General features: G+C 57.7%; 21 protein-coding genes. 11 read left to right on the top strand and 10 right to left on the bottom strand.

The window, feature by feature from the left end:
* Nucleotides 1-12: 12 nt before the first annotated feature.
* The 5 genes from QN370_RS01095 to QN370_RS01075 form a co-directional block, all read right to left on the bottom strand.
* Nucleotides 13-951: a hypothetical protein gene (locus QN370_RS01095; RefSeq protein WP_322127394.1), complete on the bottom strand. Its 939-nt coding sequence runs from the start codon at nucleotides 949-951 to the stop codon at nucleotides 13-15.
* Complete coding sequence (gene mutS / locus QN370_RS01090) at nucleotides 948-3587, bottom strand: DNA mismatch repair protein MutS (protein ID WP_322129132.1); 2640 nt, start codon at nucleotides 3585-3587, stop codon at nucleotides 948-950. Before mutS ends, QN370_RS01095 begins: the two co-directional genes overlap by 4 nt.
* A gap of 116 nt (nucleotides 3588-3703) precedes the next feature.
* Complete coding sequence (locus QN370_RS01085) at nucleotides 3704-6709, bottom strand: PAS domain S-box protein (protein ID WP_322127395.1); 3006 nt, start codon at nucleotides 6707-6709, stop codon at nucleotides 3704-3706.
* A 234-nt stretch (nucleotides 6710-6943) separates the two neighbouring features.
* Nucleotides 6944-8290, bottom strand: coding sequence for a DEAD/DEAH box helicase (locus QN370_RS01080; protein ID WP_322127397.1), 1347 nt, complete (start codon nucleotides 8288-8290; stop codon nucleotides 6944-6946).
* Nucleotides 8291-8466: 176 nt separating this feature from the next.
* The gene (locus tag QN370_RS01075; protein ID WP_322127398.1) at nucleotides 8467-9261 is read right to left on the bottom strand and encodes an inositol monophosphatase family protein; all 795 of its coding nucleotides are present in this window, start codon (nucleotides 9259-9261) and stop codon (nucleotides 8467-8469) included.
* A 116-nt stretch (nucleotides 9262-9377) separates the two neighbouring features.
* Here QN370_RS01075 and QN370_RS01070 point away from each other — a divergent pair, with 116 nt between their 5' ends.
* Complete coding sequence (locus QN370_RS01070; protein WP_322127399.1) at nucleotides 9378-10133, top strand: RNA methyltransferase; 756 nt, start codon at nucleotides 9378-9380, stop codon at nucleotides 10131-10133.
* Between the two features lie 55 nt (nucleotides 10134-10188).
* On the opposite strand, the gene QN370_RS01065 is transcribed toward QN370_RS01070, so the two are convergent.
* The gene (locus tag QN370_RS01065; protein WP_322127400.1) at nucleotides 10189-11154 is read right to left on the bottom strand and encodes a magnesium and cobalt transport protein CorA; all 966 of its coding nucleotides are present in this window, start codon (nucleotides 11152-11154) and stop codon (nucleotides 10189-10191) included.
* Nucleotides 11155-11367: 213 nt separating this feature from the next.
* Nucleotides 11368-12069 (bottom strand): hypothetical protein, encoded by a 702-nt coding sequence (locus QN370_RS01060; RefSeq protein ID WP_322127401.1) that lies wholly within the window; start codon nucleotides 12067-12069, stop codon nucleotides 11368-11370.
* 487 nt (nucleotides 12070-12556) lie between these two features.
* Between QN370_RS01060 and QN370_RS01055 the strand changes: the two genes are divergently transcribed.
* Nucleotides 12557-12892 (top strand): hypothetical protein, encoded by a 336-nt coding sequence (locus QN370_RS01055; RefSeq protein ID WP_322127402.1) that lies wholly within the window; start codon nucleotides 12557-12559, stop codon nucleotides 12890-12892.
* Between the two features lie 24 nt (nucleotides 12893-12916).
* Nucleotides 12917-14350, top strand: coding sequence for an NEL-type E3 ubiquitin ligase domain-containing protein (locus QN370_RS01050; RefSeq protein ID WP_322127403.1), 1434 nt, complete (start codon nucleotides 12917-12919; stop codon nucleotides 14348-14350).
* A gap of 916 nt (nucleotides 14351-15266) precedes the next feature.
* Here the strand turns inward: QN370_RS01050 and QN370_RS01045 are convergent.
* From QN370_RS01045 to QN370_RS01035, 3 genes are all read right to left on the bottom strand, one after another.
* A complete protein-coding gene (locus QN370_RS01045) occupies nucleotides 15267-16085 on the bottom strand; it encodes a TlpA disulfide reductase family protein (RefSeq protein WP_322127404.1) in 819 nt (272 codons plus the stop codon).
* Between the two features lie 130 nt (nucleotides 16086-16215).
* A complete protein-coding gene (locus QN370_RS01040; RefSeq protein WP_322127405.1) occupies nucleotides 16216-16596 on the bottom strand; it encodes a rhodanese-like domain-containing protein in 381 nt (126 codons plus the stop codon).
* A gap of 121 nt (nucleotides 16597-16717) precedes the next feature.
* The gene (locus tag QN370_RS01035) at nucleotides 16718-18031 is read right to left on the bottom strand and encodes a sigma-54 interaction domain-containing protein (protein WP_322129133.1); all 1314 of its coding nucleotides are present in this window, start codon (nucleotides 18029-18031) and stop codon (nucleotides 16718-16720) included.
* 187 nt (nucleotides 18032-18218) lie between these two features.
* Between QN370_RS01035 and QN370_RS01030 the strand changes: the two genes are divergently transcribed.
* The 8 genes from QN370_RS01030 to QN370_RS00995 all read left to right on the top strand — a co-directional run bounded on the left by QN370_RS01030 (nucleotide 18219) and on the right by QN370_RS00995 (nucleotide 25880).
* Nucleotides 18219-19133 carry an MBL fold metallo-hydrolase gene (locus QN370_RS01030; RefSeq protein WP_322127406.1) on the top strand — a complete coding sequence of 305 codons (915 nt, stop codon included), beginning with the start codon at nucleotides 18219-18221 and terminating at the stop codon, nucleotides 19131-19133.
* Nucleotides 19134-19161: 28 nt separating this feature from the next.
* On the top strand, nucleotides 19162-20832 hold the full coding sequence (locus QN370_RS01025) for a TIGR01244 family sulfur transferase (protein WP_322127407.1): 1671 nt from the start codon (nucleotides 19162-19164) through the stop codon (nucleotides 20830-20832).
* A complete protein-coding gene (locus tag QN370_RS01020; protein WP_323581654.1) occupies nucleotides 20829-21629 on the top strand; it encodes a sulfite exporter TauE/SafE family protein in 801 nt (266 codons plus the stop codon). Before QN370_RS01025 ends, QN370_RS01020 begins: the two co-directional genes overlap by 4 nt.
* Nucleotides 21630-21784: 155 nt before the next feature.
* Nucleotides 21785-23449 carry a cbb3-type cytochrome c oxidase subunit I gene (locus tag QN370_RS01015; protein ID WP_322125875.1) on the top strand — a complete coding sequence of 555 codons (1665 nt, stop codon included), beginning with the start codon at nucleotides 21785-21787 and terminating at the stop codon, nucleotides 23447-23449.
* Nucleotides 23446-24081, top strand: coding sequence for a cbb3-type cytochrome c oxidase subunit II (locus tag QN370_RS01010; protein WP_322125876.1), 636 nt, complete (start codon nucleotides 23446-23448; stop codon nucleotides 24079-24081). The genes QN370_RS01015 and QN370_RS01010 overlap by 4 nt, the downstream gene beginning before the upstream one ends.
* A complete protein-coding gene (locus tag QN370_RS01005; RefSeq protein ID WP_322125877.1) occupies nucleotides 24078-24683 on the top strand; it encodes a cytochrome c in 606 nt (201 codons plus the stop codon). Before QN370_RS01010 ends, QN370_RS01005 begins: the two co-directional genes overlap by 4 nt.
* Complete coding sequence (locus QN370_RS01000) at nucleotides 24655-25317, top strand: SCO family protein (protein WP_322125878.1); 663 nt, start codon at nucleotides 24655-24657, stop codon at nucleotides 25315-25317. The genes QN370_RS01005 and QN370_RS01000 overlap by 29 nt, the downstream gene beginning before the upstream one ends.
* On the top strand, nucleotides 25314-25880 hold the full coding sequence (locus QN370_RS00995; RefSeq protein WP_323581653.1) for a hypothetical protein: 567 nt from the start codon (nucleotides 25314-25316) through the stop codon (nucleotides 25878-25880). The genes QN370_RS01000 and QN370_RS00995 overlap by 4 nt, the downstream gene beginning before the upstream one ends.
* Nucleotides 25881-25984: the final 104 nt, after the last annotated feature.

Raw genomic sequence — 25984 nt, 5'->3', positions numbered from 1 at the left:
CCAGAGCCGCAATCACTTCACCGTGGTTGCGGCTTTTTTATTGGTGCTGCGATTCGTGCCGCTGCTGCTGTTGCCTCCATTACTGACGCTAAAAATTTCAGGTTCGTCCGGTCTGATGGACAGGCGAAGCCAGTTCGAGCCGACAGCCAACGCGCCGATGTTGCCCTTCCAGCGTATCGCATCGCCCGTCTCGCTGTTGGCGTCAGCTCGGTCATGCACAAGCAATATGCGTCCGGGATAACTGGTCGCGAGGTGTGCGAGCTGACTACGCAATTGGGCAAAACCATCCTTGTGCGCGGATTGCTTTTTGGGCGTCAGCAGATCGCCGTCACAAAACAGGACCACCGCTGGCAGCTTGCGATAGGTGGCATTGGCAATGAGTCGCTGCAGCCAGACGTGATTGGCAATCTGGCGATCCTCGTATTCGCTGTTGCGTCCTGCTGCCGCCAGAAAATGGTTATTGTCAGCGGGCAGGTTGATCGTCGCGAACTGAATGGTCCCGACTTCCCAATGGGCGTTTTCGGCGTAGCTGCGAAACTTTGGCGTACCGGATTGACGTACAAGAGGAAGCTTGCTGCCGCCGAAGGAAAATTCGTCAGAAAAAAACAGGTCACGCAAACGGGTCAGGCGGGCCACGGCAATGGATTGACCCTCGGCATTCCGGCAGGTCGTCCAGTCGGATCCGGCCAGCGAAATAATCAGGCCATTCTTGGCGGAATCCAGCAGGATCTTGCGTTCCAAATACACCTGGTCGCTGCACTCGGTCTCTGCCGCCTTGATGCCATTGACCACGACGAAAGCGAGGTTCGCGTCATCGGTTTCGGCAATGGCCCGGCCTAGCATGGCGTCATTGTCTGGTGCGAGTACCGCGATACTGAATCCGTTGTCGGCGGCATGCAGTGATGTTGCCAGTGTCAGACCCAGCAGCAGACCGACCCAGACTTTGCTCATTGCGACAGGGTGCCGGCAAGGCGTTTGAGTTCGTACAACTGCGCGAGCGCATCGCGCGGCGACAGGCTGTCCGGATCGATCTGGTCCAATGCATCGCGCAGCCGATCCGGTTCCGGCGTTGTCAGCGGCGCGATCGATTCGTCAGCCATCGACGGCGGCGCGGCGAACAGATCGAACTGCGGTGTCGACTGCACCGATTGCGCTTCCAGCAGCGCCAGATGCTTGCGTGCAGCGCGAATCACCGGTTGCGGCACACCCGCCAATTGCGCGACCTGCAAACCGTAGCTTTGCGAGGCGGGTCCTTCCTGGACTGCGTGCAGAAAGACGATCCGGTCCTTGTGCTCGATGGCGGACAAATGGACATTGGTCGCGCTGGCATGCACGTCCGGCAGTTGGGTCAGTTCAAAATAGTGGGTAGCAAACAGCGTGAAGCTGCGCGTCGCATCGATCAGATGGCGTGCGATGGCCCAGGCCAGCGCGAGCCCATCGAACGTGGATGTGCCACGGCCGACTTCATCCATCAGCACCAGCGACTGTTCGGTTGCGCCATTGAGGATGGCCGCCGATTCGGTCATCTCCACCATGAACGTCGAGCGACCACCGGCGAGATCGTCGGCCGCACCGATGCGCGTGAAGATGCGGTCGATCGGCCCGATGGTGGCGCTTGCGGCGGGCACATAGCTGCCGACATAAGCCAGTAGCGTGATCAGTGCAACCTGGCGCATGTAGGTCGATTTGCCGCCCATGTTGGGACCCGTGATCAGCAGCAGACGATGCTCGTCATCGAGCACGCAGTCGTTGGCAATGAAGCGTTCGATCATGTTTTCGACCACCGGATGGCGGCCTTGCACGATGCTGATCGCCGGTCCGGTGACGAGTTGCGGTGCGCACCAGTCATGCCGCCTGGCGTGATCGGCCAGCGCCGCCAGCGTATCGAGTTGCGCCAGGGCGTGGGCGATTTCCTGCAGCGATCCGATGTGCGGCGCGAGATCTTGCAGCAGCTGTTCGTAAAGTATTTTTTCGCGCGACAGCGCGCGGTCCTGCGCCGACAGCGCCTTGTCCTCGTAGGCTTTCAATTCCGGCGTGATGTAGCGCTCGGCATTTTTCAAGGTCTGCCGACGCCGGTAATCGTCAGGCACCTTGTCGGTTTGCCCGTGTGTGACTTCGATATAAAAGCCATGCACTTTGTTGTACTCGACCCGCAGGTTGGCGATGCCGGTACGCGCCCGTTCGCGTGTTTCGAGATCCACCAGATACTGGCCAGCGTTTTCCGACAACCCGCGCAATTCATCCAGTGCCGCATCAAAGCCGCGTGCAATGACGCCGCCATCACGCACCATCGCCGCCGGTTCGGGCGCGATGGCGCGCTCGATCAGGTCGAGGCAGGCGTGGGACGTGGCCATGGCGTCGTGAATCGATTGGAGCAACGCGACTGGCGCGGCGCTTTGACAGCGCAAAACAATAGCGCGCAATGCAGGCAGTTGCTGCAAGCCGCCACGCACGCCGGCGAGGTCACGCGGCCGCGCCGATAGCAAGGCAATACGCGTCGTGATGCGTTCGATATCCGGTACCGCACTGAGCGTGCGATGCAAATCGGCGGCGTCCTCCAGGGCGATCAGCGCCTCGATCGCCGCATGCCGTTCGCGCGCGACGTGCTGATCGCGCCGGGCGTGATGCAGCCAGTGGCGCAGCAGTCGCGAGCCCATCGTGGTCCTGCAATGATCGAGCAGCGAGAACAGCGTCGGTGCCGTGGCGCTGGCATCCTGACCACGGATGGTCTCGGTCAGTTCGAGATTGCGCCGGGTCGAGGCATCGAGTCCGATGAACTCGTTTTCATTTTCGACGGTCAGCGTGCGCACATGCTGCAAGCCCTTGCCCTGAGTCGATTGTGCGTACCACAGCAACGCACCTGCCGCGCCACTGCCCGCGCTGTGATCGTCGATGCCGTGCCCTTGCAGCGTTGCCAGTCCGAGTTGTTCAAGCAATGCCTTGTGGCCGTTGGCCGCATCGAAATGCCAATGCGGTACCCGCGTGCGTGCGGTCAGGGTCGCGTCGTTGAGCCAGTCATCGGTGCCATCGGAGATCAGGATTTCGGCTGGCGCGATGCGCTCGATTTCCTGCTTCAACCGGACGTCGAGATGTTTCGCATCGCTGACAAATTCCATCATTCGCAGTGCGCCACTGGCCATCGACAGCCAGGCCAGTCCGACGGTGAGGCTCTTGCGCTGGCTGACAATGGATAACGCCAACAGGCTGCGTTCGGATTTTTCCGGCAGCAGGTCGGCGTCACTGAGCGTGCCCGGCGTGATGACACGGACCACCTTGCGTTCGACCGGTCCCTTGCTGGTGGCCGGGTCACCGATCTGTTCGCACAGCGCCACCGATTCGCCGAGCCGGACCAGTTTGGCCAGGTACTGGTCGGCGGCATGAAATGGCACACCGCACATTTTGATCGGTACCCCGTTTGAATTGCCGCGCTGGGTCAGTGTGATGCCGAGCAGACGCGCAGCCTTGACCGCATCGTCAAAGAACAATTCATAAAAATCGCCCATGCGGTAGAACAGCAGGATGGCGGGATGGTCCGCTTTGAGGCGCAAATATTGCTGCATCATGGGCGTGTGGTTATCGGTAGGCATGGTGTTGACTTTTTCTGGTGGTGTGGGTGCGCGGGTGGTCGGACCATGATGGCGCACTGGACCTGTGACCGGTTCCGACCCGGTTAATTCCATCTTGTGCTGTTGATTTGCAGATCTCAATGATCCGGCAGCTTCACGCAATACTGATTACGTCCGCTTGCTTTGGCCTGATACAGCATCTCGTCGGCCTGGCGGATCAGGTCATCGGCATTCATTGCTATGCCGGGGCAGAAAGCGACACCGATGCTGGCCGTGATCGACAGCGGCAAGTCGTCAAGCTTGAACAGCGCACGCATCGAATCGACGATTTTCCCGGCAGTTTTTTCGGCATCGTCGGTGTGCGTGATGCGTTCCATGATGACGGTAAATTCGTCGCCGCCCAAACGCGCGATGGTGTCGACCGAGCGTAATGCGCGCGACAGGCGTCCCGAAAATGCTCTGAGCAGCGCATCGCCGACCAGATGTCCGTGCGTGTCATTGATGCTCTTGAAATGATCGATATCCAGATACAGCAAGGCCACCATATGCTGCTTTTCGCGGGCACCGGCGAGCGCCAGAGCCAGCTTGCTTTCAAAGCCCGCACGGTTGAGCAATCCGGTCAGGCTGTCGACTTGCGCCAGTTGCAGCAGTCGACTCTGTTCGTGTTTTTTCTCGGTGATGTCGTGCATCATCATGTGAATGCCAACGACTTCCTTGCCGTCATCGCCGAGTTGCGGAATATAGGTGGCCTCGGCCCAGCGGTTGTTTTCATCACTGCCTTCTTCATGTTCGAAGGTGACGGTTTCGCCGCGCAGCGCGCGTTGCAAGTAAGGTGACATGACCGCATATTGTTCTTCGCCGACGAATTCGCGGATGGTCTGATACTTGATGTCGTCACGGTTGATACCGAAGGCATGCTGGTAGGCCAGATTATTGAAACGGAAGCGCTGTTCGGCATCGACAAACGCGACCAGCGCCGGCAGTTTGTCGGTGATGTTACGCAGGCGCTGTTCGCTTTTGCTCAGCGCCTGTTCGGATTTGCGCCGGACGGTGATGTCGTCGACGCTGCCGACATAACCTTCGACGGCTCCATCGACAACGATGGGCGCGGTCTTCATCGAGACCCAGACGATGCGGCCATTGTCATGCCGGAAGCGGTAGGCACCCTGATAGGACGCGTGTTCGCCGCTCGCATGTCCCCATGCCTGGAACACCTTGAGGCGGTCTTCGGGGTGGATCGCCTTGACCCAGCCATCCCCGATTGCCTGTGCGGCAGTCAGGCCGGACATCTCTTCGTAAGTCCGATTGACGTAGGTGCAATTGCCGTCCGGGTCCGTGCGAAACAGTCCCAGCGGCGACGCATCATTGGCGGCGGCCAGTTCGGCCTGCTTGCTGCGCAAGGCCATTTCTTGCCGCCGGCTGACGGTGATATCTTCGGCGATGCCGAGGATGTATTCGAGTTTGCCGCTGTCATCGAGCAACGGTACGGCAATGATGCGCAAGCAATGCAGCTCGCCTCCGCGACTTCTGAACGGGACATCAGGCAAATTGAGCACCGTCGGGTTAGCTGCCATGCGGACTTCAAAATGGTTGAACGTCGAACGGATTTCAGTCGGAAAGATTGCCTCGTCATCGTGTCCGAGCACCATTTCGGAGGAATAGCCGGTGATCTTTTCGGCTGTTTCGTTCCAGACAATCGTTCTCGCGCTGGCACCGCGCATGTCGCGGGCATAGACCGCCAGCGGCAGGTTATCGATCAGCGATTGCAGGAAGGCGCGGTTGTTCCGCGTTTCCAGTTCGGCTTCCTTGCGTGCCGAAATATCGCGCGTGGTCACCGCGAGGCCACCGTTGATGGGAACGACTTGCTGGCGCAACCAGAGTTGCCCGCCGTTGCTGGTGATGATCTGAAACTCTTCTTCCATCGGTATGCCGCTACGGACAACGTGCAGGTATTTATCAAGAAATCCGTCGCTGCGCGTGCCTGGCACAACGCTGCACAGCAGTTGGCCGATGAGGTCTTCCTGGTCGCGCTTGAGCAGGCTGGCACCCCGCTTGTTAATCGCCTGAATCGCGAAATCGGAAATCGTTCCGCTGCTGTCGGTGTGACTTTGCAAAATAGTCAGCGCATCGAGACTGCCTTCGGCAGCAGCGCGAAAGGCGGTCTGCGCCTGTGACGCTGCCAGTTCGCTGATTCGCAGTCGCGCACTCTGGCGCATCAGGATGGCAAAGAAAAAAAGCAGTCCGAGCGAGCCGACGGCACCCGACCAGAGTGTCGAGACACGACTCCGGTAGTACGGTGCCAGTGCGCTCTGCTCGTCGATGCCCACCAGAGAGACCAGCGGGAAATCATTGAGTTGCTGAAAGCTGAAAATGCGCCTGACATGGTCAAACGGACTGTCGCGGACGAGGGTGACCGCACCGGTTTTCGAAGCCGGTTTGATCCAGCTTGCAAAGGACTGGTCACCGCCGGCAAAGGGTGTCGGTCCGATCCGGCCAGCACGGAATATTCCATCATCGCCAAGCAAGCCAACAAAGGTTTTAGGACCGGTCCGGCTGGGCAAATAGGCGGACAGGAATGACTGATTCAAGGTGATCGCCACGATGCCGGCGAAACTGCCGTCGGGGCGATTCAGACGGCGACTGACAATGATGGACCATTGGGTCGAATAAGCCTCCAGCAAGGCCCGGCTGATGTAGAGCTTGTCGTCATCAGCCTGTGCATGGACCTTGAAGTAATCGCGGTCGGAGATGTCGTCGAGACCTGGTGTATGCACGCCTGCCACACCATTGCCGTTGGCGTCGGAGATCGTCACGCCCAGCATCAGATCAGCGGGCATGACGCCCTTGCGTTTTACCAGCTCGTCGAGCCGGAATGACTGTTGTCGCTGCTCGTAAGCGAACTTGACGAACTGCGTGGCCTGATCGATCTGGCGCAACAGGCGCGCGCTGTGATCGGCGTAGTCCTGACTGAGTGCTTCAGCCTGGCTGCTGGCTTCTTCCAGAGCCACTGACCGGCTATCTTGCAGCTGAAAAAAAATCACGGTCCAGAGCAGGGTGAGGGTCAGCAGGCCCAGCACTGGCAGCAGTATCTGCAAATGAAAGCGCGCCAGCAGGCGCGCGAGTATGCCGGGATGCAGCGTCATGATGCCGACCTCAATGCGTTACCAGACAGCATGCCGCCGCGCACACTTGGTGGCATGCCTGGCGGTCGTTTCAAAGTCGGTGCGGGTGATCGCATGGAAAATGGGCCGTGTCTGGTCGATTGGTCGATTGGTCGTCTGGTCCGGGCAGTGTAGCCAAAAATTCGGTCGTGCAGTCGTGCAGTCGTGTGAAGGCGTTTGCCTCCACACGGTTGTCATGCTTGAAGGATGAACGGCTTAGCGTCCGCGACCACCGGAGCGGCGCGGCGCAGACGACTTGACGGCACCGAAACTCTTCGATGGGCCACCGCCTTGTGGCTTGGCTGTCGGCGAGACGCGGGTTTTGACGACGGCAGTACGACCTTGCGGCTGACCACGACCACCGCCGCCGCCACCATTACCGCTGCGCAGCTGGATTGGCTGGGCGCGGGCATGCGGATCGGGCTCGAAGCCGGGCACGACTTCTTTTGGCAATTCGCGCTTGATCAGCTTTTCGATGTCACGCAGCATTTCATGTTCGTCGACACACACCAGCGATACCGCTTCACCGGTGGCACCAGCACGACCGGTACGGCCGATACGATGGACATAGTCTTCCGGGATATTCGGCAGATCGTAGTTGACCACGTGTGGCAACTGGTCGATGTCGATACCGCGCGCGGCGATGTCGGTGGCGACCAATACTTGCAGGTTGCCATCCTTGAACTCGGCCAGTGCCTTGGTACGGGCCGACTGGCTCTTGTTGCCGTGGATTGCCATGCCGCTGATACCGTCTTTTTCGAGTTGCTCGACAAGTTTGTTGGCACCGTGCTTGGTACGCGTGAAGACCAGCACCTGCGGCCAGTTGTTGGTCTTGATCAGGTGCGCGAGCAGCGGATGTTTCTTGTCGCGGTCAACCGGATAAATTTTCTGCGAGATGATTTCGACTGTCGAATTGCGACGGGCGACCTCGATCATTTTTGGCGCGTTCAGCAAACCGTCGGCCAGGGTCTTGATTTCGTCCGAGAACGTGGCCGAGAACAGCAGGTTCTGGCGCTTCTTCGGCAGCACGGCGAGGACCTTCTTGATGTCCTTGATGAAGCCCATGTCAAGCATGCGGTCGGCTTCGTCGAGAATCAGGATCTCGACTTGCGACAGATTAACCGTGCCCTGGCCCATGTGGTCCAGCAAGCGACCGGGCGTGGCGACGAGAATATCGACGCCATGCTTGAGCAGCTTGATTTGCGGGTTGATGCCGACACCGCCAAAAATGACGGCCGAAGTCAGCTTCAGATATTTGCCGTAGGTGCGAACGCTTTCTTCGACCTGCGCAGCGAGTTCGCGCGTCGGGGCCAGAATCAGCGCGCGAATCGGACGGGTCGCGGTGTTGGTGGTCGGTGCGGACGCGCTGGTCGACAGGCGATGCAGCAGCGGCAGCGTGAAGCCAGCCGTTTTTCCGGTACCGGTCTGTGCGCCGGCCAGCAAGTCACCGCCGAGCAGGACGGCGGGAATCGCCTGTGCCTGAATCGGGGTCGGTTCGGTATAGCCGTGTTCGGTGACGGCGCGCACGATATCGGCGGAGAGGCCGAGTTGAGCAAATGACATAGGAACTTTATAGAGAAATTGGCCTGTCGCCGCGAGGGCGCCAGTCGCAGGCAAACTGATTAGGATGCGTGGGTCGAATAGACAGCGGCAAGTAGACTGGACGATGTGCCGCGTGCCGGGAGTATAACAGTGCTTCTGCGCGGGACCGGCGCTGACCGGTCTCGCGCACGCAGTTTTTATTTGGCGAATGGTCCGAGAGCCGCGACCATCTGCGCAAAAATCTTTGGCGAACCGGCGATGACTTCATCTTTGTACAGGTAGTCGGATTCGCCGGCGAAGGTACCGACGATGCCGCCGGATTCCGTGATCATCAGCGAGCCGGCCGCCATGTCCCAAGGCTTCAGGCCTTTTTCAAAGAAGCCATCGAGGCGACCGGCGGCGACATAAGCCAGGTCCAGCGCGGCAGAACCCGGACGGCGCAACCCGGCGCACTTCTGGGTCATGATGCGGAACATGTCGATGTATTCTTCGAGACCTTGCAGGTTACGGAACGGGAAGCCGGTACCGATCAGCGCATCCTGCAAACGGTCACGTTTGGCGACGCGCAGGCGCTTGTCATTGAGGTAGGCGCCAGCACCTTTTGAGGCGGTGAACAGGTCGTTACGGGTCGGGTCGTAAATGACGGCTTGCGTGATCACGCCGCGCTGTTGCAGCGCGATTGATACGCAGTATTGCGGAAAGCCGTGGATGAAATTGGTGGTGCCGTCGAGCGGATCGATGATCCAGACGTTTTCGGTGTCGTCGTTCAGATTATCGGATGCGCCTGTTTCTTCGGCGAGGAAGGCGTGGGTCGGATAGGCGTTGGTCAGAATCTCTATGATCGCTTGCTCGGCGGCCTGATCGACTTCGGTGACGAAATCATTCGGGGATTTTTCGACAAACTTGACGCGGTCGAGATCGAATGAAGCGCGGTTGATGATCGCAGCGGCGCGACGTGCGGCCTTGATCGCCGTATTGAGAAAGGGATTCATAGCGGTTCCGTTAAAATGGCAAAACCGCCACCATCGGACGGTCCACCTAAATTGAAATTAATGAGCGATGCAGCATCGTCTAACCCTCCAACGTGCCGCGAATGGCGCTATTTTAAATGAACACTGCCCAAATCGACACGTCTCTTTTTACTCGTTTGCGTTTTATCCTTGTGGAGACCAGCCGCCCCGGTAATATCGGTGCCGCAGCGCGGGCCATGAAGACGATGGGCTTTACGGATCTGGTGCTGGTCAATCCGCGTTTTGCAGATGCCGCGCAACAGGACGAAGCGATCGCCTTCGCCAGTGGCGCGCAAGACGTGCTGGCCAATGCGCGCATTGTTGGCTCGATCGAGGAAGCGCTGGCAGATTGCAATTACGCCGCCGCAGTGAGCGCCCGGTTGCGCGAGTTTTCACCGCCAGTGACGGGGCCACGCAAGCTCGCCACCGAGGTCGCCGGCAATGCCGCGTTGCGCGTCGCGCTGGTGCTGGGCAACGAGCGCTTCGGTTTGCCCAACGAAATCGTCGAGAAGTGCAATGTGCTGATCAACATTCCGGCCAATCCGGCGTACTCGTCATTGAACCTCGGACAGGCAGTGCAGGTGCTCGCGTATGAATGCCGGATGGCCGCACTAGGTGATGAACTGGTCGCCAGCGAGGTCGGTTTTCACGGCGACGCTGCCGGCCTGACGCAAATCGAGGGGATGTATCAGCATCTGGAACAGGCCCTGGTAGCGATCGATTTTCTCAAGCCGGACAGCCCGAAAAAACTGATGCCGCGCCTCAAACGCCTGTTCGCCCGCACCGGACTGGAAACTGAAGAAGTCAATATCCTGCGTGGTATAGCCAAACAGATTCTGGCGCGCTGCAAATAGCGATAGTCTTTCGCCGACTGCCGCAGACGACAAACTACTGTTGCCGGCGCGGTCGTTACAGCCAGCCTGATTTCTTGAAGCGGTAATACAAGTAGCCGCAGACGCTGGCCACGATACCCAGTGCGACCGGATATCCATACGTCCATTGCAGCTCCGGCATGTGTTGAAAATTCATGCCCCAGACACCAAAAAATGCGGTGGCCACGGCGAAAATCGCGGCCCATCCTGCGAGGCGTTTGTTCACTTCACTCTCATCGATATTGACTATGGCTAAGTTGACCTGGATGGCAGTACCGATGGTGTCGCGAATCGAATCAATCGACATGTTGATACGGTAAAGGTGATCATGCACATCCCGAAAATATTCTTTTGTATTGACGCAAACAGGCGGTACCCGGCCTCCATCCAATTTTCCGACGGCTTCCATCAATGGCGCGACCGCGTGCCTGAGCACGACCACTTGACGTTTGAGTTCATAAAGTCGCTCTACATTGGCCCGCTGCGCGCCTTTTATGAAGATATTTTCTTCAATCGTTTCGAGCTCCGATTCAAACGCCTCCAGGACCGGGAAGTAGCGATCAACCACCGCGTCCATTAATGCGTACAGGACAAAGGCGGGACCTTGCCTGAGCTGGTGTGGTTCGCGTTCGCAGCGCTCGCGAACGCCGACAAACCCCAGTTGAGAGTTGCTGCGTGTCGACAGTACATAATTTCCTCCGACAAACACATCGACTTCACCGATATGCAATTTCCCGTCCACCAGTTCGATTGAATGCATGACCGCAAAGAGCGAATCACCATACTCTTCGATCTTCGGTCGTTGACGTCCGGATCGCGCATCCTCTACGGCCAATTCATGCAAGCCGAATTCGTGCTGCATCTGTTCGAGTTCGGCCGGTTCGGCGTCCTTTAGTGCTACCCAGACTAAACAATCCGGCATCTTGATGTACTCGCTGATGTCCTCGACGGGAACGTCGCTTAGCTTCTTGCCGTCCTGGTAGGCGACGCAATTGATGAGCATGAAAGGTTATCTCCGGAAAATGGATGGTCAATGCTGATATTTTTTACGACTAGCGACCGCCGATTCACGAAAGTTTCGATCTTGTTTTATGCTAAATCTCGTTTTTTTTCTGATGCTCCGTGCTAGGCACTTTCAGTTTCTTTATTTCCGCCATTCGCCGCTATCCTCCATTAAAACACTGCCTCAAACTATGGGTCCATATTAGTGCATTAACTACGCCCTGAATAATAAAAACATTTTATGTTCAGACGGTGCAATAATGAAAAATCCCAATTCACCATAACCGTAATAACTACCGGAAGAAGCTATTATTTTATTTACCATTTGTATATACTCAGGTTTTATCTTACTTATGAAATTTAAATCTGCAAGAGTTTGATTCTGCAAACGTTTATCGTATTTGAAGATTGGTGGAACACTAACAAAATCTCCATAAAAACTACAAATTGAAGTATCTTTACACGAGGTGGAATGACTATGATTTTCATCATTTTTTCGCCATCTGTTATCTGTAACAGGTGTAGCCTGCCAATCTTTGAATAATCCTCTAGTATCGTTGTAATATTGCAATCTATCAGAATTTTCTTCTCGCGGTGTTATATTTGGTCTATTTTTACTATTCGTGTAACTAATCCACAAGTTATTATATTTTATAGTAGATCCCATGCTTTGCAAATAATGCAAGCCACCCTCTTGAATTTTTTTTAACGCATTATCGGAAAGATTATAAACAACAAATGCATTATTAATTCCACCTGGCCCCACAAAATACGTATCATCAACCAGGTAAATTATATTTGGTTGGCCAAATGATTTTAAATCTACAGGCACATGCGACTTCCATCCTGAATTAAATATACAACCCGATAATGCCATTAATATAAACAAAGTTAAAATAAATTTTTTTAAGATCATAGTATTTCCCAGATTTCAAATAATCATAGTGGACCTATGATTTGAGGCTGCGATTTAATCTCTATTCCTGACAGAAGTTGTAAGCGGGAGTGCGACATGAATTCGCGCCTGTAATTGTCTCATCTGCTGATTTTGATAGAAAGGGGACCTGTTGTTCTGTCGACTCCCGATGGGCCATGTATGTTGGTGGCGATCGCGCCCAGTAGTGTCAGTCCGGCAAGTACCGGGGCGTGCTCTTTTGGCAATGCCGTGAAGATCGTACGATGGCACGTCGTGGGCCACTTCGATCCCGCTTCCGAAACCGTTTGCAATCTGGTGGTGCTCAGCAACGACGCTCAACAACGGTGCTGCGTTTAGCACTGGGCCGCCCTGACGGATTGGAACTTCTCACTGTTTTGAATCACTCATACGGCAATCGCGAAAACCTGCCGTGCTCAATCTGACAGCGGACAACAGCCATCGCTCACCGTCAGGAATCCCATCCATCATGAAATTCTCCATCGGACAGTTCGAAATTGTCGGACACCGGCCTGGTAACGCGTCACGCGGTGTGCCGGGCGTGGCCCCGGTACTCACCAGAGCCCAGCGAGCAAGGGACTATCTGCCGGTGAAATGGCGGCGAACACCGATCATCGAGTCCATCATCCGCGCCAACCTTGATGAGGGACTTGCCACACCGTCCACGGAACATATCGCTCAGGAAAATGAACCTGAAAACGACAATGAGAATGCACTCGCATACATTGACCACTGGCTAGCGCAAGCACCACCAGAGCACCGGGAAAGCACCCAGCGGGTTGCCGATCAAATTAAAGCATGCTAGGAGTCGGGAGAAACGCAACTCTCTTTGCGCAATGAAAGCATCACCAGTCTTCCTCCGCTACCAGACACGTTGACCTCATTAGATCTTCGCGACTGCGCCAGACTCACCGTGATGCCGGATATGTCCGGCATGACGGCGTTGACGGAAGTGATTATTTTTAATTGCGCAAACCTTGCTACCGCGCCGGATTTTTCGGGGTGTCAGGCGCTGTCCTATCTAGATATTCGCGATTGCAACAGTCTCACGAGTGCGCCGCAGGTTGCCGGGTGTGCTGCGTTGAACAATCTGAGTATTCGCGGTTGCTACAGGGTTACCGTGGTGCCGGATGTGACTGCGTGTAATGCGTTGACCCGCCTTGACCTGCGTGATTGTCCTCTTACCAGCCTTCCCGAAAATATCCTGACGTTATCGCAAAATTGTCATGTTGCCTTGACCATCGATCATTTGTCCGATCGGGTCCGTAATCGGCTTGCAGCGTTCATGAACTCACCGGGTTATGCAGGCCCAAGGATTGGATTTGATATGGGCAGGCGTGAAACCACATGGTTACGTCCACTGTCGGATGAGATCACCACCTGGATGTTCGAAACGCGTCGCGGCGACAATGCCAGTTCTCCGATTAACTGGGACGATCTTCCTGAGGACCACACACAACCTTTTTCGATATTTCTTGGCCGACTGCGAGAAACGCAGGAGTACCGAAGTACTCAGACAAGGGCGCAATTTCAACAGCGTGTCTGCTCGCTGATTGATCAAGTCCAAGACCCGGAGCATGCTGACCTGCGCGCGCTGTGTTTTTCGCAAGCAGGCGAAGCGGTAAATACCTGTGGCGATCGTGTGGCGTTGGCATTCATGGACATGGAAACCGCCTGTGCAACCCGACGCGCTGAGTCGGACGTGAAGGCAGGTGCTTATGACGATAACTTGCCTGGCCTTGTGGAACTCGGGCGAGGGATGCACCGCTTGCAGATGCTGCAAACAATCTCGCGCGAGAAAGTGGCGACACTCCATTTCGTGGATGAAATTGAAGTGCATCTTGGCTATCTGGTCCACTTGTCACAAGAATTTGCGCTGCCAGTGCAGATGCAATCCATGCTGTATCCACGATGCACCTGTCTGAGCGTGACGGATATCGACGCTGCGCGGCAACGTTTGCGCTCGGATGAAAACCACAACGAACTGGTTGCTTATCTGTCGACCTGGAGTCCGATGGATCTGTTTTTGAAGAGACATCACGCGCAGGTGTTTGCCGCACTTTCCGAGACGGTGACTGCACGTATCACCGAGCAAAAAAAAGTACTTCAAAGGCAGCTCGATGAACTCGATCCCACGGCCGACGAGTACGAGCAACGCTGCGCCGAATTGATCAGGCAGTTCAATGCGCTCGATACCACCATCTCTGCCAAATTAAAGGGTGACCTGATCAGAGAAAAAATCGATTTCAGTCTTCTGCAATAAGGTGGTGCGCAGATTAAAAGTCGTTAGCACGCAGCCGTTGCAATTTGCTCGCCAGAGATACCTCCGACAACGTGCCGAGGTGCGTATCGACCAAGCGTCCGCAGGCATCGTAAAACAGCGTCGCCGGCAAGATCCCCATGCCGCAAAGTCTAAGGTAGTCACAACGAATTTTAGAATTTTTTGATACTCACTTTAAAGGATAGGTTTCAAGTCAAACCTTGGTGGGGTCATCAGCGCGATTTGCTTGTTGTGTTTTTAATTCGCTTCGTACTTGCGACCAGATCCCGTTTCCCTCTACGCGGCCGTGTAAATGCACAGTCGTCATCGTGAGCGTTGTGCAAAAGCCATCGCAAACTGGACGTTCAAATACGCTAGCAAAAAGTGATAGTTGAAACAGTCCGACAGCTGGCCTAATTGTTGCTGTGAATCAATTGATGCCAAGAATGTATACCTGGTTCTTATCGCTGGTGTCATCAAGGTGGAGTGCACTCGCAGTTGTAATTCGCGCTATGGCAAATCCATCGTGTGGAGAAAAAAGGTGTTACGTGCATCCCCCAATACGATTCAAGGAAATAATTTATTTCTCATTTCATTTATATCGAAGTTAAACCGATTTTCTCCGAAAGGAATCCCATGTCACCATCAAGAAGCTTTGCACTAACCGTCATCGCACTGTTGAGTCTGATTACGCTGAGTGGTTGCGGTGGTCGTGCCGGAGACGCGCCCTCACTTCTTTCGACTATCAGTAATCATCCTGCCAGCGACCAGCCGGCAGTTACCGCTAGCGTGTTAAAGACAGTCGTAGCATCAGTAACGCCAGCCTCTGGTCAAAGGGAAGTTGTCATGTTCAGCGTCGCAAGTGCTCCATAAAGCCCGCCCTCGTACGACGGCCAAGAATCCCGCACGCGGCGTCCAATTAAAAATCGCTGGCACGCAGCCGTTGCAATTTGCTCGCCAGCGATCCCGCCGACAACGTGCCGAGGTGCGTATCGACCAAGCGTCCACGGGCGTCGTAAAACAGTGTAGTGGGCAAGGCCGTCGAACCGATTGCCTTGCCCAGTAGCGTGCCGCTATCCAGCAACACGTTGGTCAACGCGAACTTTTCTGCTGCCAGGTAGCTGGCGGCAACGCTCGCAGATTCGCCCTGGTTGACGAACACAAATGTCACGCCGGATTCGTGCTGCTGGGCCGCTGACAGCACCGGCATTTCGCGGCGACACGGCGGGCACCAGCTGGCCCACAAATTGACGACCATCGGTTTGCCAGCGGACAGCTTTGCCAGCGTGGTGGACGCGCCGGCGAGTGTGGTCAGTCGCACGGTCGGTAGCGGTGCCAGATTCGTCATGTGCAACATGCCCGGTGCGCCGGACATGCTCCAGGCCAGCACTCCGGCCAGCAATCCCAGCATCAGCGGTCGGCGCAAGGCCGGCTTGCGCCAGCCGCGCCACGACACGAACACCAGCGCAACGCCGACACCGGTCCAGCGCTCGAAGCCGCCATCGCGGATATCAATAATGGTCCATGGCGCTTGCCGGTATTGCTCGAACCAGATCAGCACGAACACCAGTCGGGCGGCCAGCAGTGCCACCAGCAGCATCTCGATCAGCGTATCGGCGATGCCGACGTGCTGGCGACGCCCCACCAGATGACCGACACCGGCGGCGACCAGCAATGACAGCGCCAGCAGCACGTGACTGACCTGCATCGTCAAGGGGCCGAGATTAATATTGAGCATCAGGTCGTTGGCCGGTCGGACGCAAGCAGGTCGCCCGCAACTAAATTGCGTGCAAACTGATTGCGTTCAAGCTGATTGCGTGCAGCCGTTTGCGCTGCATGCATGGCGTCAACTAGAATGAGTAGCCTGTTCACTCGACGGCAGGCAGGGTTGGCACCGTGACGGCTTTCCCTGCATCGCGCCAACCATCGAACCCACCAGCGATTGATTGCACGTTGCGGTAGCCCATGTCGAGCAGTGCCAACGCAGCCAGCGCCGCCCGACCTCCGGTCTTGCAATACAAAACGATGTTCAGATCAGGCGTGGCGAACTCGGGTTTGCTGCTCATCGTGAATTCCATCATCCCGCGCGAGATCGCCAGCGCACCCGGAATATGACCGGCTGCGTATTCATCCGCTTCGCGCACATCGAGCACGACATCGGCATGACGAATAGCCAGATCTGCATCATCCAGTGCGACTTCGCGGATACGGGTTTTGGCGGCGGCGACGAGTTCAAGGGCGGTTTTCATTGGCGTTCCATTTTCAAGGTGAGGGGAGGTCAGGCTAACAGGTCATGACCGGCACGCACGGATCAATGCCTGAGAGCCAGGGTGCCAGTACCGCAGGTGCCGGTTCATGGAGTCAATCTGGTCACGCCAGACCTTGTTCCTTGAGGCGTCGGTACAAGGTCCGCTCGCTGATGCGCAGGCTGGCGGCAAGTTCGCTGCGTGTTCCCTTGAACGTCGCCAGCAGGGTTGCCATTGTCGCGGCTCCGTGGGGCACGACAGTCAGCGAACGCGGCGCATCGGGCAGAGTCGCCAACCGGATCACGCCATCGTCGGCAAACAGACGGGCACGCTCGAGTACATTGCGCAATTCGCGGATATTGCCGGGCCAGTCGCGCTGCTGCAACTGGAATAGCGCATCCGGTTCGATGGTCAGCGTGGGCTTGCCCACCTCCGTGCGCTGCAGGAATGAATGGACCAGCAGCGCGATATCGTCGGCGCGCTCGCGCAATGGTGGCAGCACGATGGGAAACGCACTGATGCGGTAGTACAAGTCCTGACGGAATTCGCCCCGCACCATCATGACTTCAAGCGGCTTGTGAGTCGCTGCGACTAGTCGGAAATTCGCATGCAGCGTCTCGATGCTGCCGACCCGACGGTAGGTGCCGGACTCGATCAGTCGCAGCAACTTGACTTGCATACCCAGCGGGACATCCCCGATTTCGTCGAGAAATAGCGTGCCACCTTGCGCGGTCTCGACCAGTCCGGGCTTGCGTGCGGTGGCACCGGTGAACGCGCCTTTTTCGTGGCCGAACAGTTCGCTCTCGAAAAGTGTTTCCGTCAGACCGGAGCAATCGACGACGACGAACGGGCCGCTGGCGCGCTTGCTGGCTTCATGGACCGCGCGCGCAAAGAGCTCCTTGCCGGTACCGGATTCACCCAGCAGCAGCACTGGCAGCATCGACGGCGCGACCCGCTGCAACGCGGACAGGGCCGCATTGAAAGCGGGCGATCGCCCGACCAGGCCTTCGTTGCTGGGGCGTGCCGAAACGCTGCGCACCACTGCCAGGCGTTCGACATAGGCCGTGATGCTGCCGTGCTCGTCAAAGATGGGCCGCAATTCCACATCAACATGCTCCGGGCCGCGCGGCGTGTGGTGGATGTGCAAGACACGGTCGGGACCGCGTAACTCCTGCGCTTTTTTCATCGGACAATGTTCGCCAGCCTGATCGCACGGTACGTCGTAGTGATGCGAGACCTGATAGCACTTGTGGCCAATGAAGGATTTACCGACGCTGGAGAACTGGCGCTGGTAAGCGGTGTTGGCGGCAAGGATGTTGTAATCGGGGTCGAGCACGATCATCGGATGCGGCTCGTGTTCGAGGAACGAGACCAGTGACTGGACTTGCGGCACGAGCGCTGAGGATGTGGCGTCTTTGAATGGGGGGATAGGTGGCATGGCCAGACTATGTCGCAGGTCTGCCATAACTGTCAAGGAAGACTGCCATCTGGCAGTTTGCGGCGAATCGAGTTATGCGCTCCCTGAAAAAAACCTCATGAAATCAGTGGTCTAAAAAAATCGTCGAACGGTTTTCGGCTTGGTATGGTTATTGCCATGTACTTGGATAACTATCAGGAGAATTCCCATGCACACCACCAGCGCTACCACCACCGCCGGCACCACCACCACCACGCTTGAGGTCGAAGACTTCTTTGACCCAGCAACCTGGACCGTCAGCTATCTGGCACTCGATACGACGACCAATCAGTGCGCGCTGATCGACAGCGTGCTGGATTACGATCCCAAGTCCGGTCACACCAGCACCGCCAGCGCCGACAAGCTGATCGCCCGGGTGCACGAGCTGGGTGCTGCGGTGCAGTGGATTCTGGAAACGCATGTGCATGCCGATCACCTGTCCGCCGCGCCGTATCTGAAAGAACATCTCGGTGGCCAGATCGGTATCGGCCAGCAGATCACGGCGGTGCAAGAAGTCTTCGGCGCGTTGTTCAATACCGGGACGACGATGGCATGCGATGGCAGCCAGTTCGATCATCTGTTTGCCGATGGCGAGTGCGTGCCGCTCGGCGCGCTGCAACTGCGGGCGATGCATACCCCCGGCCACACGCCGGCCTGCATGACTTACGTCATTGCCGATGGTGCCAATACAGCGGCCTTTGTGGGCGATACCTTGTTCATGCCGGACTACGGCACGGCGCGCTGCGATTTTCCGGGGGGCGATGCGCGCGCACTGTTCCGCTCGATTGGCAAGGTGCTCGCGTTGCCTGACAACACCCGACTTTACTTGTGCCATGACTATTTGCCGGGTGGTCGCGACGTGTGTTTTGTCAGTACCGTGGCCGATCAGCGCGCTCACAATATTCACGTGCATGACGGCGTCAGCGAAGCCGATTTCGTCGCGATGCGTACGACGCGCGATGCGACGCTGTCGATGCCGACGTTGATCCTGCCATCGGTGCAAGTCAACATGCGCGCCGGTCATTTGCCCGAGCCGGAAACCAATGGCATACGCTATCTGAAGATTCCGCTCAATGCGGTCTGATTCACTAAACACTCTCAAGGAGTCACCCATGGATATTCGCCCACTTGCCGCCGGACTGTCGGTGTCGCCGCAGATTTTGCCGACCGATCTTCCCGCCATTGCCGAGGCGGGTTTTCGCGCCATTATTTGCAATCGTCCTGATGGCGAAGGTGCCGACCAGCCGTTGTTTGCCGAGATTGCGCGGGCCGCACAGGACGCTGGCCTCGAAGTGCATTACTTGCCGGCTGAATCCGGCAAAGTCACGGACGAGCAGGGCGTCGCTTTCGGCACGCTGCTGGCCAGTCTGCCCAAACCGGTACTGGCCTATTGCCGCACCGGCATGCGCTCGACAACGATGTGGGCGCTCGCGGCCTCCGGCCAGCAAACGCTGCGGCAGATTATCGTTGCCGCCCAGGAAGCAGGCTTCGACATGAAAGGCGTCGTGCGCCGCATCGCCAATCACGGTCGCACGCCAGTCGAGGTGGCCGAAGCCGAACATGCGGTCGTCATCATCGGCGGCGGTGCGGCCGGGATTGCCACAGCGGCCAGTCTGCTGGCACGCAGCCCCGGACTGGACATCGCCATCATTGATCCGGCCGATGTGCATTATTACCAGCCGGGCTGGACGCTGGTGGGTTGCGGTGTTTTCAATGCGGCCGAGACGGCGCACACGATGGCATCGACCATTCCGCACGGCGTGCACTGGATCAAGTCGGCGGTCGCTGCTTTCGAGCCGGAACGCAATGCCGTCATCCTTGATGGTTGCCGCGTCGTGAAGTACCAGCAACTGGTGGTCTGTCCGGGCCTCAAGCTGAACTGGCAGGGCATCGAAGGCTTGCCGGAAACACTGGGCCGCAATGGCGTGACCTCCAATTACCTTTACCACTTGGCTCCGTACACCTGGCAACTGGTGCAAGACTTGCGCAAGGGCAGGGCGATCTTTACCCAACCACCGATGCCGATCAAATGCGCCGGTGCGCCGCAAAAAGCGATGTATCTGTCGGCCGACCACTGGAAGCGTAGCGGTGTGCTGGACCAGATTAATATCGAATTCTGTAACGCCGGTGCCGTGCTCTTCGGCGTGGCCGAGTACGTGCCTGCGCTGATGGAATACATCACCGCTTATGGCATCGATCTGCACTTCGGCAACACGCTGACCAGCGTCGATGGTCCGGCCAAGACTGCCACGTTCAGTTGCGCCAAGGCCGACGGCAGCAAGCAACTGGTCACGCGTCAATTCGACATGCTGCATGTGGTCCCACCGCAGATCGCGCCCGATTTCATCCGCGCCAGTCCCCTGGCCGATGCCGCCGGCTGGATTGATATCGATCCGGCGACGCTGCGTCACAAGACCTGGGTCAACATTCATGCACTGGGCGACGCGGGCAATACCAGTAATGCCAAAACTGCCGCGGCCGCCCGCAAGCAAGCGCCGGTCGTGGCCCACAACGTCCTCGCTGCAATGGGAAAACTGACTGGTTCTGCCAGTTACGACGGTTACGGCTCCTGCCCGCTGACGGTCGAACGCGGCAAGATCGTGCTGGCGGAATTTACGTATGGCGGCAAGCTTGCGCCTAGCTTTCCGTCCTGGCTGATCGACGGCACCAAACCGTCGCGACTGGCCTGGCTGTTGAAGGAGCGCATCCTGCCGCCGCTGTACTGGAAAGGCATGCTCAAAGGGCGCGAGTGGATGGCCAGGCCTGAGCTGGCTGACCTGTGACGACCATTGTGCTGCTGGGTTTTACGGTCGGTCTCATCCTGGCCCTGACCGGTGCCGGTGGCGGTATTCTGGCGGTCCCGCTGCTGGTGTTCGGCGCTGGTCTGGGCATGGCCGATGCCGGCCCGATCGGGCTGATGGCAGTCGGGCTGGCCGCGACGCTGGGTGCCGTTCTCGGATTACGCAACAAGACTGTGCGCTACAAGGCGGCGTTGCTGATTGCCGGTGCCGGTATCGTCTGTTCGCCGCTCGGCCTCTGGTTGGCGCAACGTACACCAAACCAGCCGCTGACCATCGTCTTTGCCGCTGTATTGCTCTACGTCGCTTTCCGGACTTTCAAGAAAACCATGCCAGCCACGCTGGATGCCAGGATGGAGTGTGGGCCAATACCGCCATGCAAGATGGACGACACCCGTGGCAAGCTGAGCTGGACCGCGCCATGTGCCTGGGCACTGGCGCTGTCCGGGATGCTGGCGGGATCGCTGTCGGGTTTGCTCGGCGTTGGCGGCGGCTTCGTGATGGTGCCGGCCTTGCAGCGCTATACCAATCTGAGCGCGCAATCGGTGGTGGCGACGTCGCTGGCGGTGATCTCGCTGGTATCGATGTCGGGCGTGATTGCCAGTGCCATGACCGGGCATCTGCAATGGGCCGTCGCGATCCCGTTTTCGGGTGGTGCGGTGCTGGGCATGCTGGCTGGCCGGCAGCTTGCCGCACGACTGGCGGGACCGCAATTGCAACGCAGTTTTGCGCTCGTTTCGGCCGTGGTGGCGGTCGCTTTGCTGGTACTTGCACTGGCCTGATTGGCTTCTGAAGTTACCCATCAAAAGTGACAAATGCTCCTGCATTATGATGTCGGCGCCACAAGGCGCTGGCGCCTGAATGGAACCCTACGCTCCTGTCTGCGTCACAGGATGGGCTAGCCATTAACGATGTCATAAGGACAGGATATAAACCCATGGATTTCACCGTAAGCGTCTTGCTGGGGACGTTTCTGCTATCGATCGCAGCACTGTTCATTTTCATCTGGTCCATGTCGAAAGGATTGTTCGGTGATGGCGTCGCCGCAGCCACCGAAATTTTCGGCAAGAACGAACTTGGTACGGTCGAAGACCCTGCCGCCACCGCGCGCCAGAAGGGCGGTTTGCAGCGGGCAATGGGAGACGTCGACGAATGCATGACCGAGGAGGAGGAGGGAATCCGCAACCGAGCCGATCGTTCCACCTCGCTCGTGGTTGGCGTCTGCCTGACGCTGGCCGTGATGTGGCTGGTGCTGGCATCGTTTGCCGGGTTGATCTCATCGATCAAACTGCATTCTCCCGACTGGCTGGTGCAATATGCCTGGCTGACCTTTGGCCGTATCCGGCCTATCCATTTGAACCTCGTGGCCTACGGCTGGTGTTCGCTGGCAGGTATCGGCGTTGCCATCTGGCTGATCCCGCGCTTGCTCAAGACTGAACTGGTCGGTGCCAACTATGCGTTAGTCGGTGGCGCGTTGTGGACCATCGGCGTGTTCGCCGGTGTGACGGCCATTGCGCTGGGCTATTCGGATGGTCTCGAATGGCTGGAGTTTCCGTGGCAGATCGATATCCTGCTGGTCGTCGGCGGCGCACTGGTGGGTTGCCCGCTGTGGCTGACGCTGCTGCAGCGTAAGGTCGATCATCTGTATGTCTCGGTCTGGTACATCGGCGCGGGATTACTGTGGTTTCCTATCCTGTTTCTGGTGGCGAACTGGCCGGGCCTGCATTTTGGCGTGCAACAGGCCACGATGAACTGGTGGTTCGGTCATAACGTGCTGGGCCTGTGGTTCACGCCGATCGGACTGGCAGCATCGTATTACTTCATTCCGAAAGTGCTGGGCAAGCCGATTCACTCGTACAACCTGTCACTGCTGGGTTTCTGGTCGCTGGCGTTCTTTTATAGCCAGGTCGGCGGTCATCATTTGATCGGCGGACCGATTCCATCGTGGCTGGTAACGATCTCCATTGTCCAAAGCCTGATGATGGCGATCCCGGTGTTTGCAGTGGCCGTCAACCAGCACATGACAGTGCTGGGCAACTTCCGCGCGCTGGCGTATTCGCCGACACTGCGCTTCATTGTGCTGGGCGCGATGATGTACACGGCAGCGTCGATCCAGGGTTCGATGGAAGCGCTGCGCGCCGTCAACACGATCACCCATTTCACGCACTACACGATTGCCCATGCCCACCTTGGCTTGTATGGCTTTTTCTCGATGGTGATGTTCGGGTCGATCTACTTCATCATGCCGCGCGTGATGAACTGGGAATGGCCGTATCCGAAACTGATCTCGCTGCATTTCTGGCTGGTGCTGATCGGCTTTGCCATCTACTTCATCTGGCTGAGCATCGGTGGCTGGTTGCAGGGAATGGCCATGCTCGACAAGAACACCACCTTCATGCAGTCGGTGGCGATCACGTTGCCGTACCTTGAAGCGCGCTCGATTGGCGGCGGCCTGATGACACTGGGTCACTTGGTGTTTGCGGCACACTTTTTTGCGATGGGCTGGAAATTCGGACCGAAGCGTCTCAGTGCGGCATTGCTGGGTGATTCGTTGTTGCTGCGATTGGCATCACGCAAGACCGGCAAAGGAGTTGCAGCATGAGCGCGCGTAAAAGTTTCTGGGAAATGGACGAATTGCGCCTGATCGTCGGTGCCATGGTGATCCTCGGCGGTGCCACCGGCATCCTCGTCGTGCTGCCGTACCTGCTGCTAGAAAACGTGCAGCCACCGGCGGGGTTGAAACCCTACACCGATCAGCAATTGCTGGGTCGCCAGACTTACATTGCCAATGGTTGCGTGTATTGCCACTCGCAGCAGCCACGCGATATCAAGCAAGCGCCGGATGCCACGCGTGGCTGGGGCCGCGCCTCGGTCGCGGCCGACTACGCCTATGACACGCCCCATCTGCTGGGCACCATGCGTACCGGTCCCGACCTGCTCAACATCGGCGCGCGACAGCCCAGCGCGGACTGGCATCTCGGTCATCTGTATCAACCGCGCGCTTACACGCCGGGTTCGATCATGCCTTCCTATCCGTTTCTGTTCGAAGTGCGGCAGGGCGTCGCCAAGCCCGGTGAAACCGCGCTTAATTTGCCGCCTAACCTGACCAAGGAAGGTCAGGTGGTCATTGCCAAACCGGAAACGGTGGCGCTGGTGAAATACCTGCAGGCCCTGGATAGGACTTACCCGGCCTTGCCACCGTTGCCTGTCCCACCTGCGAAAGAAACACCATGAGCAAATCAAATCGCCCGGATGGCAGCCAGCAGCGTCATCGCGAAAACGCCGATCCCGATGAAAGCATACGGCCATTACCTTGGTTTCTGGTGATGCTGCTGGGTGCGATGGCAATGTGGGGCGGCTTCTACATTTACATCACGCCCTCCGGCGAAGATTCGTCCTATGGCGACCAGCGCACCATCGAAACCTTGCGGCCACCCGTGCCGGTCGCCGGTGGCGGCGTGCTCGTTGATGGCAAGCTGATCTATGGAGGAAAATGCGCCGCCTGCCATCAGGCGACCGGCCTTGGCGTAGCCGGCGTCTTCCCGCCGCTGGCAGCGTCCGAATGGGTCATCGGCGAGGAAAAAACGCTGACCCATATCCTGTTGCATGGCATCGTTGGCGAAATTGAAGTCAAGGGCGTGGTCTACAAGGGGGCCATGCCGGCATGGCAATCAATGAGCGATGCCGAACTTGCTGGCGTCATGACCTACATCCGTGGCGAGTGGGGCAACAAGGCGGCACCCATCACCGCCGAAACGGTCAAAACCGAGCGGGAAGCAACCAAGGCGCGCACGGCACCTTACAACGGTGGTGCAGAACTCAAGCCGGCGTCCTGAGACGCCGACCGCTGGCTTGTTGCAGACCTTTGCGGCCAGCCTGCTTGCGTTGCTGCTCGGGCTGGCGGTGATTGTGCTGGCGACCGATGGCGGCCATGCGTTCACCACCGAGGCGTTACGGCGCGGGCAGGTTGCCCGCACGCCGCAACGACTTCCTGACTTCCGTCTGCGTGATCGCGCCGACCAGCCTGCCATGTTGCGGCAGTTATTGGCTCGCGACGGCAGGGTGCAGATCGTTGATTTTGTCTACACCCGTTGCCAGACCGTTTGCAGCGTACTCGGTTCGGTTTATCAGCGCTTGCAACAGCAACTGCTGGAGCGCGGCTTACAGGATCAAGTCGGCTTGCTGACGATTAGCTTCGATCCGGCCAATGACAATGCGGCGGCGCTGCAGGATTATGCGGCGCGTTTGCGCATGGACCCGGTGGCGTGGCAGATCGTTACGCTGGCCAATGTCGCTGACCGCCGTCGCTTGCTGGATGCCTTTGGCATCATGGTCGTACCAGCACCGCTGGGCGAATTCGAGCATAACGCGGCGCTGCACATCATCGCTGCGGACGGGCGGCTGGTGCGCATCGTTGATTACGAGGCGATCAATCAGGTGATTGACATCGCACTGGCAACGTCCCGATGAGGCGTTTGTTGCTGGCGCTTGGTTCCACGATTTTTGCGGTGGGCTTGTCCTCGCCACCCTGGCGTTACCTGATCGAGCAGAGCATGGTCTGGCACATGGCGATTCAGATGCCGCTGCTGGTACTGGCCGGTTGGTGCGCGATGCGGGCGCTGTCACAGCAGCGATCACTGTATTGGCTGGCACCATGGAATCGCTACGGCCTGACCGGATTCATCACGGCATTGGTGATACTCGCTTACTGGATGCTGCCACTGGCGATTGACCGGGCGGTCGTGTTGCCGCAGGCCGATTTGCTCAAATTGCTCACGCTGTTCATTGCAGGCTTCTTGCTGCAGCATTCGTTTTCTTGCTCACCGGCGGCGCTGCAACTGTTTTTTGTTGGCTATATGGTGTCGATGATGACCTGGCTGGGCAGCTATTTCATTACGACCGACCTGCGCCTATGCAATGCGTACTCGCTGGAAACGCAAGTGCAGACTGGCTGGGCAATTGCGGCAATCGGGATCGGACTAGGGGCGTTGTGGGTGGGCTCGGCGTTGCTTCGGATACGCAACAGCAATTAGGCGCAAGCCGACTGAAACTGAGACGCGCCAGGGTCAGCCTTCGACTCCGTTACCATGGGCTCTTCAAACAATGCGCACCCGCGTCGCTCACCGGAAAATCCCTC

Origin of the sequence: Actimicrobium sp. CCI2.3 (genome assembly GCF_035019065.1) — a bacterium.
Classification (GTDB): domain Bacteria; phylum Pseudomonadota; class Gammaproteobacteria; order Burkholderiales; family Burkholderiaceae_D; genus Actimicrobium.
Note: the sequence above shows the minus strand (reverse complement) of the source record. Positions and strands in the feature narration are given on the sequence as shown.

What these genes read in the sequence shown, in the direction of transcription:
- QN370_RS01095 (WP_322127394.1), bottom strand. Translation starts at nt 951, where the DNA reads ATGAGCAAAGTCTGGGTCGGTCTGCTGCTGGGTCTGACACTGGCAACA.
- mutS (WP_322129132.1), bottom strand. Translation starts at nt 3,587, where the DNA reads ATGCCTACCGATAACCACACGCCCATGATGCAGCAATATTTGCGCCTC.
- QN370_RS01085 (WP_322127395.1), bottom strand. Translation starts at nt 6,709, where the DNA reads ATGACGCTGCATCCCGGCATACTCGCGCGCCTGCTGGCGCGCTTTCAT.
- QN370_RS01080 (WP_322127397.1), bottom strand. Translation starts at nt 8,290, where the DNA reads ATGTCATTTGCTCAACTCGGCCTCTCCGCCGATATCGTGCGCGCCGTC.
- QN370_RS01075 (WP_322127398.1), bottom strand. Translation starts at nt 9,261, where the DNA reads ATGAATCCCTTTCTCAATACGGCGATCAAGGCCGCACGTCGCGCCGCT.
- QN370_RS01070 (WP_322127399.1), top strand. Translation starts at nt 9,378, where the DNA reads ATGAACACTGCCCAAATCGACACGTCTCTTTTTACTCGTTTGCGTTTT.
- QN370_RS01065 (WP_322127400.1), bottom strand. Translation starts at nt 11,154, where the DNA reads ATGCTCATCAATTGCGTCGCCTACCAGGACGGCAAGAAGCTAAGCGAC.
- QN370_RS01060 (WP_322127401.1), bottom strand. Translation starts at nt 12,069, where the DNA reads ATGATCTTAAAAAAATTTATTTTAACTTTGTTTATATTAATGGCATTA.
- QN370_RS01055 (WP_322127402.1), top strand. Translation starts at nt 12,557, where the DNA reads ATGAAATTCTCCATCGGACAGTTCGAAATTGTCGGACACCGGCCTGGT.
- QN370_RS01045 (WP_322127404.1), bottom strand. Translation starts at nt 16,085, where the DNA reads ATGCTCAATATTAATCTCGGCCCCTTGACGATGCAGGTCAGTCACGTG.
- QN370_RS01040 (WP_322127405.1), bottom strand. Translation starts at nt 16,596, where the DNA reads ATGAAAACCGCCCTTGAACTCGTCGCCGCCGCCAAAACCCGTATCCGC.
- QN370_RS01035 (WP_322129133.1), bottom strand. Translation starts at nt 18,031, where the DNA reads ATGCCACCTATCCCCCCATTCAAAGACGCCACATCCTCAGCGCTCGTG.
- QN370_RS01030 (WP_322127406.1), top strand. Translation starts at nt 18,219, where the DNA reads ATGCACACCACCAGCGCTACCACCACCGCCGGCACCACCACCACCACG.
- QN370_RS01025 (WP_322127407.1), top strand. Translation starts at nt 19,162, where the DNA reads ATGGATATTCGCCCACTTGCCGCCGGACTGTCGGTGTCGCCGCAGATT.
- QN370_RS01015 (WP_322125875.1), top strand. Translation starts at nt 21,785, where the DNA reads ATGGATTTCACCGTAAGCGTCTTGCTGGGGACGTTTCTGCTATCGATC.
- QN370_RS01010 (WP_322125876.1), top strand. Translation starts at nt 23,446, where the DNA reads ATGAGCGCGCGTAAAAGTTTCTGGGAAATGGACGAATTGCGCCTGATC.
- QN370_RS01005 (WP_322125877.1), top strand. Translation starts at nt 24,078, where the DNA reads ATGAGCAAATCAAATCGCCCGGATGGCAGCCAGCAGCGTCATCGCGAA.
- QN370_RS00995 (WP_323581653.1), top strand. Translation starts at nt 25,314, where the DNA reads ATGAGGCGTTTGTTGCTGGCGCTTGGTTCCACGATTTTTGCGGTGGGC.